Below are 14,668 nucleotides of genomic sequence, written 5' to 3'. Positions count from 1 at the left end.
GGTTTTAAGATATTGTCCTGCTGCTACTACCATTATTTCATCAGAAATAAGATATACCTAAGAAATAAGGATTCATTTTTTTCACGTTCCACGCTGCACACTTTTTTTACCTGTATGCAAATACACTTTCCGGTACCAGGACATGAGGGAAGTCAGTCTGACATATTCAGAGAACAGCATAGCGTAATCACGCTATGCCTGTCTCTTTTACTGAAGGAGGGGGCCGCTAGCAGAGCAGTGCTTTATATCGACTGCTGTGCGTTATCGTGGTGTTGCGTGACGTCCGTTGGCATACCGGACCGCGTAGTCATCGCGGACTCCATCACCGTCTCGTCCGTGCTGGCACTGGTTTTAAAACTCATCAGTGCTGCATTAAGGTTAATTGGCAACGTTTGCGGATCGTCGCCGATATTTTTCGACAGCGGCTGATGCACCTCAACCAGCCGTACGCCGCCTGGCTCTTCAGAGACCTTAATCGGGGTGTTGATTATATTGACCTTCGTGCCGAGCGCCAGGACGTTGTACAGCTTCTTGATATCGTCATCGCGCAGACGGATACAGCCGGAGCTGACGCGCATGCCGATCCCAAAATCAGCGTTGGTTCCGTGCAGCAAATACACTCCGCCGTATGCGGCAAGGCGGATCGCATGATGCCCCATCGGATTGTCTGGCCCCGCAGGGACAACTGCCGGTAGCTCTATACCCTGCGCTTTGTAACGGGCACGAATATTGGCGGTTGGTGTCCAGGTTGGGTTGGCCCGCTTCTGCGATACGGTCGTGACCATCGTTGGCGTTAGGGTATCGCCGCCCAGCTGACCAATGCCTATCGGGTAGACGGTCACTTCATTTTTGCCTGGGGGATAGTAGTAAAGACGCAGTTCGGCAAGGTTTATTACCAGCCCTTCACGCGGCGCATCCGGGAGTATGGTCTGAAGAGGGATCGTCAGCACGCTACCGGCGCGCGGCACGTAAGGGTCAACGCCGGGGTTGGCCTGCAGCAAAGCCAAAAAGCCGACGTTATATTTTTTGGCAATTGCTTCCAGCGACCCGCCGTTATTTTCCACCACGTGAAACTGGTTTTTCCCGACCACATTGCTGCCGGGAGGCGGAAGAGGCCAGGTATTGGCCCGCGCAGGAAGGGTTATCGCTACCGCTGCGGCCAGCGCGAAAAAACATATCCATCGGGTAAAACGCGTAGAGGTCATCATCACCATAATCCATATAAATGATAAGGTTATTGTTTTATAAGCAGTTAACGATAATTATGGCGAATGAGCGTGTCGGGAAATCCAGGGGAAGTGCAAAGAGTTTGTAAATTATGCCCCGGCAGCGAGCGCCGTGCTGCCGGGGAGACGATTACGCGATCGCGTTCTCTTCCAGCTGACGCATAAAGTTACGCACCCAGTCCATACGGGTTTTGCGCTCCGTCAGCTCCTGGGTAAATTTCAGACGCGTCGGCCCATCCAGGCGGAAATGCTGCGGCTGTTTTTGCAGCAGACCGATCAGCCACATCGGGTTGACGTGGTTCTTCTCGGCGAATTCAATCACGCCGCCTTTTTCGTTGCCTTCAAGCTTACGAATGCCCAGCTTCTGTGCCTGCTGGCGCAGGCGCGCGATATCCAGCAGATTTCTCGCCGCATCGGGCAGCAGACCAAAGCGGTCGATCAGCTCCACCTTAATCTCTTCCAGCTCGTTTTCCTTCTTCGCACTGGCGATGCGCTTGTAGAACGACAGTCGGGTATTCACATCCGGAATGAAATCGTCCGGCAGCAGGGAAGGCATACGCAGCTCGACCTCGGTCTGCTGGCTGGTGAGATCTTCCAGCGACGGCTCGCGTCCGGCCTTCAGGGCATCGACCGCATTTTCCAGCAGCTCCATATAGAGCGAGAAGCCGATGGTCTCCATCGAGCCGCTCTGGTCCTCACCCAGCAGTTCACCGGCACCGCGGATCTCGAGATCGTGCGTTGCCAGCGCAAAGCCTGCGCCGAGGTCTTCCAGCGAGGCGATGGCTTCCAGACGCTTTTGCGCGTCGGTAGTCATCGCTTTCGGATGCGGTGTCAGCAGCCAGGCGTAGGCCTGATGGTGCGAACGCCCGACGCGGCCGCGCAGCTGATGGAGCTGCGCAAGACCGAAGTGATCCGCACGTTCGATGATGATGGTATTGGCCGTCGGGATATCAATACCGGTTTCAATGATAGTGGTGCACACCAGCACGTTAAAGCGCTGGTGGTGGAAGTCGTTCATTACCCGTTCCAGCTCGCGCTCGCGCATCTGCCCATGACCGATAGCAATGCGCGCTTCCGGTACCAGCTCCGCCAGCCTGTCCGCCGCTTTCTGAATATTTTCCACATCGTTGTAGAGGTAATAGACCTGTCCCCCGCGCAGCACTTCACGCAGAATGGCCTCACGGACCACCAGATTATCGTACTCGCGGACAAAGGTTTTTACCGCCAGACGGCGCGCCGGCGGCGTGGCAATAATCGACAGATCGCGCATGCCGCTCATCGCCATATTCAGGGTTCGCGGGATAGGCGTCGCGGTCAGGGTCAGAATATCAACGTCGGCGCGCATGGCTTTGATGCGCTCTTTGTGACGCACCCCGAAGCGGTGCTCTTCGTCGACGATCAGGAGCCCCAGATCTTTCCACTTCACGTCGCTTTGCAGCAGCTTGTGGGTGCCGATCAGAATGTCGATTTTACCCTCGCTGGCCTGCTCCAGGATCTGGGTCTGCTCTTTGGTACTGCGAAAACGCGACAGCATCTCGATGCGTACCGGCCAGTTGGCAAAGCGGTCGCGGAAGTTGTCAAAGTGCTGCTGAGCGAGCAGGGTGGTCGGCACCAGCACCGCCACCTGCTTGTTGTTTTCAACCGCAAGGAAGGCGGCGCGCATCGCCACTTCGGTTTTACCGAAGCCGACGTCGCCGCAGACTAAGCGGTCCATTGCCAGCGGCTGGCACATATCGCTCAGCACGGCGTTAATGGCCTGTGCCTGATCCGGCGTGGTTTCAAACGGGAAGCTGTCGCAGAACAGCTGGTACTGTTCCTTATCATGCTTAAAGGCGAAGCCCTCTTTAGCCGCGCGCTGGGCGTAGATATCCAGCAGCTCGGCCGCCACGTCGCGCACTTTTTCCGCGGCTTTCTGGCGCGCGCGCGCCCAGGCGTCGCCGCCCAGCTTGTGCAGCGGCGCATTGTCTTCGGCACCGCCCGCATAGCGGCTGATGAGATGCAGTGAGGAGACCGGAACGTACAGCTTGGCGTCGTTAGCATAGGTCAGCATCAGGTATTCACCTTTGATGCCGCCCGCCTCCAGCGTGGTCATCCCCTGATAGCGCCCAACGCCATGCTCCAGGTGAACAATCGGCTGACCCGGGTGCAGCTCGGCCAGGTTACGGATCAGCGTGTCCGGATTGATGGTTCGACGGCTGTCCTGACGGCGACGCGCGACGCGCTCGCCCAGCAGGTCGCTTTCGCAAATCAGCGCCAGGTTGTTGAGCGTATCAATAAACCCGTGCTCGGCAGCGCCAATCATCAGGTAACGACCGTTTCCGGTCGCTTCGCTCAGACGCAGGATGCGTTTCGGCGCAACCTTAATGCGCCCCAGCAGTTCACCGAGCGCTTCACGACGGCCTTCACTCTCAACGGAGAACACCACCGGGCCGGTAAAGGATTCGAGGAACTTGCGCAGATTATCCAGCGGTGATTTCTGCTGTGCCTGAACGGCGAGGTCCGGCAGCGTCCGGAAGGCAAGGTTGGTGTTGGCGGCCTTATCGGCAAGCGAATCGGTTTTAAGCTGCATACGCGGCCAGCGCTTCAGCTCGGCGTTGAGCTCATCGGTTCGCAGCCACAGCGCTTCCGGCGGCAGCAGCGGACGCATCGGGTCAACGCCCCGGTTTTCAAAGCGGGCGCGGGTTTCGCTTTCAAAGCGGCTGGCGCTGGCGTCGATATCGCCGGTGTTAACAATCAGCGTATTCGCCGGGAAGTAGCTGAACAGGGCCGGTAGCGGCTCGTTGAAGAACAGCGGCTGCCAGTATTCGATCCCGGCAGGAAGCGTGCCTTTGCTGACCTGCTGGTAAATATGTTCGGCGTCGCGCTTCACCTCGAACCTGTCGCGCCACTGGCTGCGGAACAGTTCGATAGCGGTTTTGTCCGTCGGGAACTCGTGCGCGGGCAGTAAATTGATCGACTCCACTTCTTCCAGCGTGCGCTGCGTGTCGGCATCGAATACGCGCAGGCTATCGATTTCATCATCGAAAAAGTCCAGACGATACGGCTGGTCGCTGCCCATTGGATACAGGTCGAGCAACGCGCCGCGGGTCGCGTATTCCCCGTGCTCCATCACCTGATCGACGTGGCGATAGCCGGCACCGTCAAGCTGCGCGCGCAGGGCATCACGGGACAGGCGCTGGCCCTTTTTCATCACCAGCGCGTGGCCATGCAGGTAGCTGTGCGGACAGACGCGCTGCATCAGGGTGTTCACCGGTACAATCAGCACGCCGCGCTGCATGGTCGGCAGCTGATAGAGCGTCGACAGGCGCGAGGAGATGATCTCCTGATGCGGAGAGAAGCTGTCATACGGCAGCGTTTCCCAGTCGGCCAGGCTGAACACCAGGCTATCGGTGAACTGGCGAATTTCGTCGTGCAGGCGCAGGGCATTTTGCATATCCGGGGCAACCAGTATCACCGGTCCAGGATGACGCTCAGCGATTTCTGCCACCAGCGTGGCGCACGCCGCGCCCGTGAGTTCACCCAGCTGGCGCTGGTCGCCCGCTTTGGCAGGCAAGGAATAACGATAGTGTTCAGGCATGGCTATGTCAGAGTCTCTTATGGATATACCAACAGTATTGGGGCATATCACTGATACGCAATGTCTTTATTATCCTCGATCGTTTTGCATAAGCAAATCGGAACCGCTCGGCGGGGCGATACGCCCCCGAGGCGGGGGCGGAGAGGGCATTAACGGGTGGTTGTTGACAGGCTTAGCGTTGAGGGAGGAGAGAAGAAAATGTCCCCAAACAGTGCGGTGGAGAGTTTACGCACACCAAGCCCGGCAAGGGTACAGATAAGCAGGCTGGCAAACGGATAGACCAGAATTAAAGTCAGCTCAGCCCAGACCGGCCAGTATGCGGCATTCATCTCGCCAATCAGGAACAGGCTAAAGGCCTCAATTAAGATGCGGTGGGTGGTATAGATCGCAATGGTGTTTGAGCCAATCACGTTAAGCAGGTTGTGCGGATGAACGGCATAGCGCTGCTCAAGGCTGTAGAACAGCTTCATGATCAGCACAATCGACAACAAGGAGAGCAGCAGCGGAACGTTAGCAAACCACAGCACCACCGAGACGGCAGCGAAAGCGACAGTCGCCAGCCAGATGCGGCGCAGGTTGACGCCTTTCATCCATGCCATCAGCTCTGCGCCATACCACGCCCCAAGGCTATAGTAGATCATGTTGCGTACCACGCTGTTCATTCCCCACCACGGCAGCGGCAGGAAGTTGATCGCGATGCTTGCCAGCGCCAGCAGCCCCAGTACCGGCAGCTTCCAGCGGCTCAGCAGTTTACACAGCGTGAAGTAGACCACCAGGGCATACAGATACCACAGGCTGGTGCTGGCGGTGAGCATCCCGCGCACAAATCCTGAGAACGAGTCGGCGTAGGCCGCGTTCGACGAGGTAGCAAGCTCACGCTCCGGTGCCAGCCAGGCGTTCAGATGGCTCAGCGCCTGCCATTGCAGGACGCCCCACAGCGCCAGGACCCAGACAATGCTCCAGACGCGTTTGTCGAGACTGGTACGCCAGCCCACCTCGTCAATATAGCGACGGATCAAGTAGCCAGAAATAAAGAAGAAGACCGGCATACGGAACGGTGCGAGGTAGAGGTTAAAGTAGACCCAGCATTTGGCGAGAAGGCCGGAGAGCGGGTGTTGCAGCCCGATCAGATGCGGATAAAACGTGATGACCGAATGATAGATAACCACCAGGCAGATGCACAGCCCTTTTATCTGGTTAATCCATAATGCTTTTTGCTTCATTGTTCGCAACTACCTTATTGCCATAAACGAACGAGCAATTGTTCTAAAACGAAACCAGGATGTAATGGGTAACAGTCTGTATCAGGAGGTTTTTCGGAAAAGGTGGAGGTTGCGAGGTGCACTTTCAGCCATTAGCATCCTGATTTATCTGAATTTTTCGGAAAAATGATTACCAAAGCTTACGGTTTCAGTCATTTACGCTTAACGGATTCGCTTATATACTCGTGGGTCTGCTATCAGCAAACAGACGGATTTCATGTATCAACCTGTCGCACTCTTCATAGGCTTACGCTACATGCGTGGGCGCGCCGCGGACCGCTTCGGTCGCTTTGTCTCCTGGCTTTCGACTATTGGCATCACGCTTGGCGTGATGGCGCTGGTGACGGTGCTTTCCGTCATGAATGGCTTTGAGCGCGAGCTGCAAAACAACATCCTGGGGCTGATGCCGCAGGCCGTACTCTCATCGACTAACGGTTCGGTTAACCCGCAACAGCTCCCGGAAAGCGCGGCGAAGTTACAGGGTGTCACGCGCGTTGCGCCGTTGACGACCGGCGACGTGGTGCTGCAAAGCGCCCGCAGCGTGGCGGTCGGCGTGATGCTGGGCATCGACCCGGCGCAAAACGATCCGCTAACGCCATACCTGGTTAACGTGAAGCAGACCGATCTCGAAGCCGGAAAATACAACGTTATTTTGGGTGAACAGCTTGCCGGCCAGCTTGGCGTCAACCGTGGCGACCAGCTGCGCGTGATGGTGCCTTCAGCCAGCCAGTTTACGCCGATGGGTCGCCTGCCAAGCCAGCGTCTGTTCACCGTAATTGGTACCTTTGCTGCCAACAGCGAAGTCGATGGTTACCAGATGCTGGTTAACATCCAGGACGCATCACGCCTGATGCGCTATCCGGCGGGGAATATCACCGGCTGGCGCCTGTGGCTCGACGCGCCGCTGAAGGTCGATACGCTCAGCCAGCAAAAGCTGCCGGACGGCACGAAATGGCAGGACTGGCGCGAGCGTAAAGGCGAATTGTTCCAGGCCGTACGTATGGAAAAAAACATGATGGGGCTGCTGCTGAGCCTGATTGTGGCCGTGGCTGCCTTTAACATCATCACCTCGCTGGGCCTGATGGTGATGGAAAAACAGGGCGAAGTCGCCATTCTGCAAACCCAGGGGCTCACGCCGCGCCAGATCATGGCGGTCTTTATGGTGCAGGGCGCGAGCGCCGGGATTATCGGGGCGTTGCTCGGGGCAGCGCTGGGCGCGCTGCTTGCCAGCCAGCTTAATAACTTAATGCCGATCATTGGCGCGCTGCTTGATGGCGCGGCGCTGCCGGTGGCTATCGAGCCGCTGCAGGTGGTCGGTATTGCGCTGGCCGCGATGGCCATTGCGCTGCTTTCTACGCTTTATCCTTCCTGGCGCGCCGCCGCCACCCAACCCGCTGAGGCTTTACGTTATGAATAAGATCCTGTTGCAATGCGACAACCTGTCCAAACGCTATCAGGAAGGCTCTGTGCAGACTGACGTGCTGCACAATGTGAGCTTCAGCGTGGGCGAAGGCGAGATGATGGCGATTGTCGGTAGTTCCGGCTCCGGCAAAAGTACCTTATTACACCTGCTGGGCGGGCTGGATACCCCAACCAACGGCGACGTGATTTTCTCCGGCCAGCCGATGAGCAAAATGTCCTCCGCGGCGAAGGCTGAGCTGCGTAACCGCGAGCTGGGCTTTATCTACCAGTTCCACCACCTGCTGCCGGATTTCACGGCGCTGGAAAACGTGGCGATGCCGCTGTTGATTGGCAAAAAGAAGCCGGCAGAAATTAACGCCCGCGCCAGCGACATGCTGAAAGCGGTAGGGCTGGGCCATCGCGGTAACCACCGTCCGTCGGAGCTTTCCGGCGGCGAGCGTCAGCGCGTGGCGATTGCCCGTGCGCTGGTGAACAACCCGCGTCTGGTGCTGGCGGATGAGCCTACCGGTAACCTGGATGCGCGCAATGCGGACAGTATTTTCCAGCTCCTGGGCGAGCTGAACGCCTCGCAGGGCACCGCGTTTCTGGTGGTAACCCACGATCTGCAGCTGGCAAAACGCATGGGGCGCCAGCTTGAGATGCGCGACGGCCATCTGAATGCAGAACTGACTCTGATGGGAGCGGAGTAATGGCTTCACCGTTATCGTTACTCATCGGGCTACGCTTTAGCCGCGGTCGCCGTCGCGGCGGCATGGTGTCGCTGATCTCCGTCATTTCGACCATCGGTATCGCGCTGGGTGTGGCGGTGCTGATTGTTGGCCTGAGCGCCATGAACGGCTTCGAGCGCGAGCTGAATAACCGCATTCTGGCGGTGGTGCCGCACGGTGAAATCGAACCGGTTAACCAGCCCTGGATCAACTGGAGCGACGCCCTGGCCAAAGTGGAAAAGGTCCCGGGCATCGCCGCTGCGGCGCCCTACATTAATTTTACCGGGCTGGTGGAGAGCGGGGTAAACCTGCGCGCCATTCAGGTGAAAGGGGTGAATCCCGTCCAGGAAGAACGCCTGAGCGCGCTGCCGAAATATGTGCAGAACGGCGCGTGGGCGAACTTTAAGGCCGGCGAGCAGCAAATCATCATGGGTAAAGGCGTCGCGGATGCGCTAAAGGTGAAGCAGGGCGACTGGGTGTCTATCATGATCCCCAACGCCAGCGCCGATCACAAACTGCAGCAGCCTAAACGCGTGCGCCTGCACGTCACCGGTATTCTTCAGCTGAGCGGTCAGCTTGACCATAGCTTTGCGATGGTGCCGATGGAAGATGCGCGCCAGTATCTCGACATGGCCGACAGCGTGACGGGCATTGCCATCAAGGTGAACGACGTCTTTAACGCCAACAAACTGGTACGAGACGCGGGCAGCGTGACCAATAACTACGTCTACATCAAGAGCTGGATCGGCACTTACGGCTATATGTACCGTGATATCCAGATGATCCGCGCCATTATGTATCTGGCCATGGTGCTGGTGATCGGTGTCGCGTGCTTTAATATCGTCTCGACGCTGGTGATGGCGGTCAAAGACAAGAGCGGTGACATTGCCGTGCTGCGTACCCTGGGGGCAAAGGACGGTCTTATTCGCGCCATCTTCGTCTGGTACGGTTTGCTGGCGGGGCTGTTCGGCAGCCTGTGCGGCGTGGTGATTGGCGTGGTGGTTTCCCTGCAGCTGACGCCGATTATCAACGGCATTGAAAAACTTATTGGCCACCAGTTCCTGTCGGGTGACATCTATTTTATTGACTTCCTGCCGTCTGAACTGCACTGGCTGGACGTTTTTTATGTGCTGGTTACAGCACTTTTACTGAGTCTGCTGGCAAGCTGGTATCCGGCGCGTCGCGCAAGCCGAATTGATCCGGCGAGGGTATTAAGTGGCCAGTAATTACGTCATGATCTAGCGGCTTTCGGGCCGCCAGGTTAAAAGAGGAATGCGTTATGTATTACGGATTTGATATTGGCGGCACCAAGATTGCGCTCGGCGTGTTTGATAAAGACCTTAAGCTGCAGTGGGAAACCCGCGTTCCCACGCCGCACGAAAGCTACGACGAGTTTTTAACCGCCATTGCTGTGCTGGTGGCGCAGGCTGATGAACGCTTTGGCGTCAAAGGCAGCGTTGGCATTGGCATTCCGGGGATGCCCGAAACCGACGACGGCACGCTGTATGCCGCTAACGTGCCTGCTGCCAGCGGCAAACCGCTGCGCGCCGATCTCTCTGCCCTCCTTGAACGCGACGTGCGTTTAGACAACGATGCCAACTGCTTTGCCCTCTCTGAAGCCTGGGATGATGAATTCCGTCACTATCCGCTGGTGATGGGGCTGATCCTCGGCACCGGCGTCGGCGGGGGGATTGTGATCAAGGGGAAGCCCATCACCGGGCGCAGCTACATCACCGGAGAGTTTGGCCATATCCGCCTGCCGGTGGACGCGCTGGACGTCGTCGGGCGTGATTTTCCGTTGACCCGCTGCGGCTGCGGCCAGCACGGCTGTATTGAGAACTATCTCTCCGGCCGCGGGTTTGCATGGCTTTACGAACACTTCTATCATCAGAAACTTGAGGCCCCTCAAATCATTACCCTGTGGGAGCAAGGTGATGCGCAGGCGCGTGAGCACGTCGAGCGCTATCTGGATCTGCTGGCGGTATGTCTGGGAAATATTCTCACCATCGTCGACCCGGATCTGCTGGTGATAGGGGGAGGGCTTTCAAACTTTACCGCGATTACGGAACGGTTGTCCGGGCGTTTGCCCCGACATTTATTGCCGGTTGCCCGCGTGCCGCGTATTGAACGCGCGCGACACGGGGACGCAGGAGGCATGCGCGGAGCCGCATTCCTTCATCTCACCGATTAGTTTACGAGGTTTCTATGCTGTCGCGTCGCCAGGGTCGACTCAGCCGTTTTCGCAAAAATAAACGCCGCTTACGTGAGCGCTTGCGCCAGCGGATCTTTTTCAGAGACAGAATGATGCCAGAAGCGATGGATAAACCCAGAGTGGTGGTGCTGACCGGGGCGGGGATCTCCGCCGAGTCAGGAATTCGAACCTTCCGCGCGGCGGACGGGTTGTGGGAAGAGCACCGCGTGGAGGATGTGGCCACGCCGGAGGGCTTTGCTCGCGATCCGGATCTCGTGCAGGCGTTCTACAATGCCCGCCGTCGCCAGCTTCTTCAGCCAGAGATTGCCCCGAATGCGGCGCATCTGGCGCTGGCGAAGCTGGAAGAGGCGCTGGGCGATCGTTTTCTGCTGGTGACGCAGAATATCGACAACCTGCACGAGCGTGCCGGCAACAAGAACATCATCCATATGCACGGTGAGCTGCTCAAAGTTCGCTGCGCGTGGAGCGGTCAGGTTCTGGACTGGAAAGAGGATGTGCTGCCAGAGGATAAATGCCACTGCTGCCAGTTCCCGTCGCGCCTGCGACCGCACGTGGTCTGGTTTGGCGAAATGCCGCTGGGCATGGATGAGATCTACAGCGCGCTGGCGATGGCTGACGTATTTATCGCGATTGGCACATCCGGCCACGTTTACCCGGCTGCGGGGTTTGTTCACGAAGCGCGGCTGCACGGTGCGCATACGGTAGAACTCAACCTCGAACCCAGCCAGGTGGGCAGCGAGTTTGAAGAGAAACACTACGGCCTGGCAAGCGCGGTCGTCCCGGAGTTTGTCGACAAGCTGCTGAAAGGGCTGTAACGGCAATCGCGTGAAAAGGCACCCGTTCTGCGGGTGCCTTATTATTTATGAATGAAAGAACGCCAGCGTTTTCTCCAGCGATTTAGCCTGCTCATCCAGTGAGAGCGCCGCCGCAGAGATCTGCTGAACCAAAGAGGCGTTCTGCTGGGTTGTGCTGTCCATCTGATTAACGGCGGTGCTGACCTGGCTAATCCCCCGATTCTGCTCGTCCAGCGCCTGAACAATATCGTTGATGACCAGATGTACGTGCGACACCGCCTCAATCACTTGCTTCATCATCACGCCGGTTTCATTGACCAGCTCAACGCCTTTGCTGACGCGGCCTGAGGACTCGGCAATCAATTGAGAGATCTCTTTTGCCGCGTTAGCGCTTCGCTGGGCAAGGTTGCGAACTTCGCCAGCCACCACCGCAAAACCGCGCCCCTGTTCGCCCGCGCGCGCCGCTTCAACGGCAGCATTCAGCGCCAGGATATTGGTCTGGAAGGCGATGCCGTCGACGATGCTGTTAATCTCACCGATCTTACGCGCGCTCTCATCAATCTCTCCGATCACAACGACCACGTCGTTCACCAGCGTTTCGCCATGCCCGGCGAGGCTCGCGGCGCGATCGGTCAGCGTGGTGGCTTTGTGCGCGTTGTCGGCATTATTCTTCACCGTGACCGAAATCTCTTCCATGCTGGCTGCCGTTTCAACAATCGCCGCAGCCTGTTCTTCGGTACGTGAGGCGAGGTCAAGGTTGCCCGCCGAAATTTCGCTGGTGCCGCCGTGCACGGAATGGCTGGCCTCTCTGATGTTGTCGACGATGCGCTTGAGCTGCGTCTGCATGGTGTGCAGAGCATAAAAAATGCTGTGGGTATCCCCGGAGCGAACCGGGATGGTGTTGTTCAGATCACCTCGGGCAACGGCCAGGGCGATCCCGGCGGCCTCCGAAGGTTCCCCTCCAACAGGACGGTCAACTTTGCGGGTAAAGATCTGGGCCATCACCAGGCTCACCGCAACGATGCTTAACACCATCAGGATGATGGCTTTCAGTAAAAATGCGCGCGCTTCGGCCATGACTTCGCTGACCGGGGTGACAATGGCGAGTTTCCACGGCGTCTGGCTGTTACCGACGGCGATCTCCTGCCAGGTGATAAACACCTCTTCATTCAGCAGCGGATCGTTAGCTCGTATAACCTCATGACCCGCAATCTGGCCCGCGTAAGGCTTGCCTGCCGCACGTTTGTCCGGGCTGGACACCACGTTGTTACCGGCTGAAAGGAGCAGGGCGTAGCCTGTGCCGTTCCACGGTTTAATCGCCCCGATCGTGGATTGCAGCGTAGCCAGGGAGAAGTCAGAGGTGACCGACCCCAGGAACTGACCGTCACGCATGATGGGGGCGGCAATCGAGGTGAGCATCACGTCTACGCCGTTGTAGGGGTAAATATAGGGCTCGATGATCACGTCTTTATGCCGTTGTTTCGGCAGCAGATAGTAATCCCCACTGCCGGGCGTTTCGATGTCCGTCAGCAGGTGTAATGCCGGTTTGCCGGATGCGTCGCGGTCGACGTAGCGGGCGTAACGCCCGGCAGGATCTTCACCGCTTTGACCGGCCAGGGTAGCATCTTTATCGTCGAACGCGTTAGGCTCAAAGGCCATCGACATGGAGAGAAACTGTGGGTGAGCGGAGAGGTAGTGGATGAGCAGTTGGTTAAGGCTCTGACGATCGCTCACGCCCGCCTCTCGCAGCGCCAGGGCGCTGTTGCCCATATCCCGAGCGGCAGCCAGGGCGGAATCCAGCTGTTTGCTGACGTGCAACGATTGCACCTCGGCAATTTGACGAATATGCTTTTTGGCCAGAACCTCCTGCTGCGCCATCCACTGCCACATCATAAACCCGATCGTTGCCGTAAAGCCCACCGTCACGGTGAGGAAAATGGACAATAGCATCAACGTCTTGACTCTTATTTTTTGTTTCTGGACCATGGCGTCTTTCATTCTCATCTCCCGTAATGGCGTGCATGTCGGGCAGGCACTCAGTACTTATCGGATATTTCGTTCTCTTTTTGTAGAGCGCCGGATATATTTAATTTAAATTTCCATAATATTAAATCCCGTTAATTAGTGTGGATGCTTTTATTTTGTGCATTCAATCAAAATAGCGCTCGATAATGCTCGTTATCGTGGTGTAGAAAGAGGATGCTAATAAATATAAAGTTGTAGAGGAGGATGGGATATGTACGGATTTATCGCGCGACAACCCATTTTTAACCCTGAGATGAAGACGGTGGCCTATGAGCTGCTCTTCAGAGATGGGATGACAAACCGTTTTCCGGATGTGTCAGCGGAATATGCCACATCCAGAATGATATCGGACCAGTTTTTATGCGTGCCGTCCCAGCGCATCGCAGGCACACATACGTCGTTTATTAATTTCCCGTCAAGAATGGTCATCGACCGCAGTGGTGAAGCGCTCGATAAAGAGAGCGTGGTCATTGAGATCCTTGAAGATGCGGTGCCGGGGGCGGAGCTGCTGCAGGCCGTCAAGGAGATGAATGCGCACGGCTATCAGTTTGCGCTTGATGATTTCACCCTTGCACCTGAATGGGATGCTTTTTTACCCTATATTTCGATACTGAAATTCGATGTCAGAAATTATTCCTTAGCGCAAATTAAAGCGTATCTGAAAGAACGTAATAATCTGACCGGGCATATTAAATATCTAGCTGAAAAAGTTGAGACTAAAGAGGAATTCGAACAATACAGGAAAGAAGGTTTTTCTCTATTTCAGGGCTATTTTTTCTGCCGTCCGGAGGTCATTAAATATAAACGGCTATCGCAAAACCAGCTGGCGATTTTCCGCCTGCAAATGGAAGTTGGGCGCAATAAACCTGATTTTCGGATTATCGAGTCGTTGATAAAAACCGATCTTACGCTCTCCTGGAAAATCATGCGCTACATGAAGCACACCGCATTTAAGCATATCGGTGCCTGTAATTTCAGCAAGTTAACCCTGAGTGAGGTGCTCAGATACCTCGGAGAAAACCAGCTGAGGCGGTTTGTTGCCGTCGTGGTCCTGGCAAGCGCGGGCAATGACACCGTCAGCGAGCTTTATCCGTTGAGCATGATGCGCGGTAAGTTCTGCGAGCTGATTGCAGAGACCATCAACGAACCGACGCTGGCTGAAAATGCATTCATGTGCGGCCTGTTTTCACTGCTCGATACCCTGCTTGAACTGCCGATGGCAGAGCTGATGAAGCAAATTGCGGTTCCGCAGAGCGTGAGCAACGCGCTGTGCCATCAGGAGGGACGGTTAGCCGATATGATCAGCCTTTGCCGTTACTATGAACAGCAGCAGTGGGACGAAGCAACCCGAATCCGTCAGGCGCTGGGTCTGTCCGATGAGGACGTGGTGGAGGCGATGAGAAGGGCAACGATCTGGGCTGGGGAGAATGCGGCCAGTTAATC

Annotated in this window: 10 protein-coding genes; 6 read left to right on the top strand and 4 right to left on the bottom strand. The window is 56.7% G+C overall.

Annotated features, from left to right (window positions below; genetic code table 11):
* Window positions 1-242: 242 nt before the first annotated feature.
* The 3 genes from ldtC to ABR39_RS23525 form a co-directional block, all read right to left on the bottom strand.
* Window positions 243-1,208, bottom strand: coding sequence for a L,D-transpeptidase LdtC (ldtC, locus tag ABR39_RS23535; protein WP_047348979.1), 966 nt, complete (start codon window positions 1,206-1,208; stop codon window positions 243-245).
* Window positions 1,209-1,356: 148 nt separating this feature from the next.
* Window positions 1,357-4,803 carry a transcription-repair coupling factor gene (gene mfd, locus ABR39_RS23530; protein ID WP_047348978.1) on the bottom strand — a complete coding sequence of 1,149 codons (3,447 nt, stop codon included), beginning with the start codon at window positions 4,801-4,803 and terminating at the stop codon, window positions 1,357-1,359.
* Window positions 4,804-4,952: 149 nt separating this feature from the next.
* On the bottom strand, window positions 4,953-6,026 hold the full coding sequence (locus ABR39_RS23525) for an acyltransferase family protein (protein ID WP_047348977.1): 1,074 nt from the start codon (window positions 6,024-6,026) through the stop codon (window positions 4,953-4,955).
* Between the two features lie 256 nt (window positions 6,027-6,282).
* Here ABR39_RS23525 and lolC point away from each other — a divergent pair, with 256 nt between their 5' ends.
* Genes lolC through cobB form a run of 5 tightly spaced genes read left to right on the top strand, consistent with a single transcriptional unit; the run spans window position 6,283 to window position 11,221 of the window.
* A complete protein-coding gene (gene lolC, locus ABR39_RS23520) occupies window positions 6,283-7,482 on the top strand; it encodes a lipoprotein-releasing ABC transporter permease subunit LolC (protein WP_047348976.1) in 1,200 nt (399 codons plus the stop codon).
* Complete coding sequence (lolD, locus tag ABR39_RS23515; RefSeq protein WP_047061583.1) at window positions 7,475-8,176, top strand: lipoprotein-releasing ABC transporter ATP-binding protein LolD; 702 nt, start codon at window positions 7,475-7,477, stop codon at window positions 8,174-8,176. Before lolC ends, lolD begins: the two co-directional genes overlap by 8 nt.
* Window positions 8,176-9,420, top strand: a complete 1,245-nt coding sequence (gene lolE / locus ABR39_RS23510; RefSeq protein ID WP_047348975.1) for a lipoprotein-releasing ABC transporter permease subunit LolE — start codon at window positions 8,176-8,178, stop codon at window positions 9,418-9,420. The genes lolD and lolE overlap by 1 nt, the downstream gene beginning before the upstream one ends.
* 53 nt (window positions 9,421-9,473) lie before the next feature.
* Window positions 9,474-10,385, top strand: coding sequence for an N-acetylglucosamine kinase (gene nagK, locus ABR39_RS23505; RefSeq protein ID WP_047348974.1), 912 nt, complete (start codon window positions 9,474-9,476; stop codon window positions 10,383-10,385).
* Window positions 10,386-10,399: 14 nt separating this feature from the next.
* Window positions 10,400-11,221 carry a Sir2 family NAD+-dependent deacetylase gene (cobB, locus tag ABR39_RS23500; protein WP_047348973.1) on the top strand — a complete coding sequence of 274 codons (822 nt, stop codon included), beginning with the start codon at window positions 10,400-10,402 and terminating at the stop codon, window positions 11,219-11,221.
* Window positions 11,222-11,266: 45 nt separating this feature from the next.
* Here cobB and ABR39_RS23495 read toward each other — a convergent pair whose 3' ends face one another.
* Window positions 11,267-13,198, bottom strand: coding sequence for a methyl-accepting chemotaxis protein (locus tag ABR39_RS23495; protein WP_047348972.1), 1,932 nt, complete (start codon window positions 13,196-13,198; stop codon window positions 11,267-11,269).
* 238 nt (window positions 13,199-13,436) lie between these two features.
* Between ABR39_RS23495 and ABR39_RS23490 the strand changes: the two genes are divergently transcribed.
* Window positions 13,437-14,666, top strand: a complete 1,230-nt coding sequence (locus ABR39_RS23490; protein ID WP_047348971.1) for an EAL and HDOD domain-containing protein — start codon at window positions 13,437-13,439, stop codon at window positions 14,664-14,666.
* The last annotated feature ends 2 nt before the right edge of the window (window positions 14,667-14,668 follow it).

The sequence above is a fragment of the Enterobacter genomosp. O genome, from assembly GCF_001022965.1.
Lineage (GTDB): Bacteria > Pseudomonadota > Gammaproteobacteria > Enterobacterales > Enterobacteriaceae > Enterobacter > Enterobacter cloacae_L.
The sequence above is the reverse complement of the archived record's forward strand: the minus strand, read 5'-3'. Positions and strand labels throughout refer to the sequence as shown.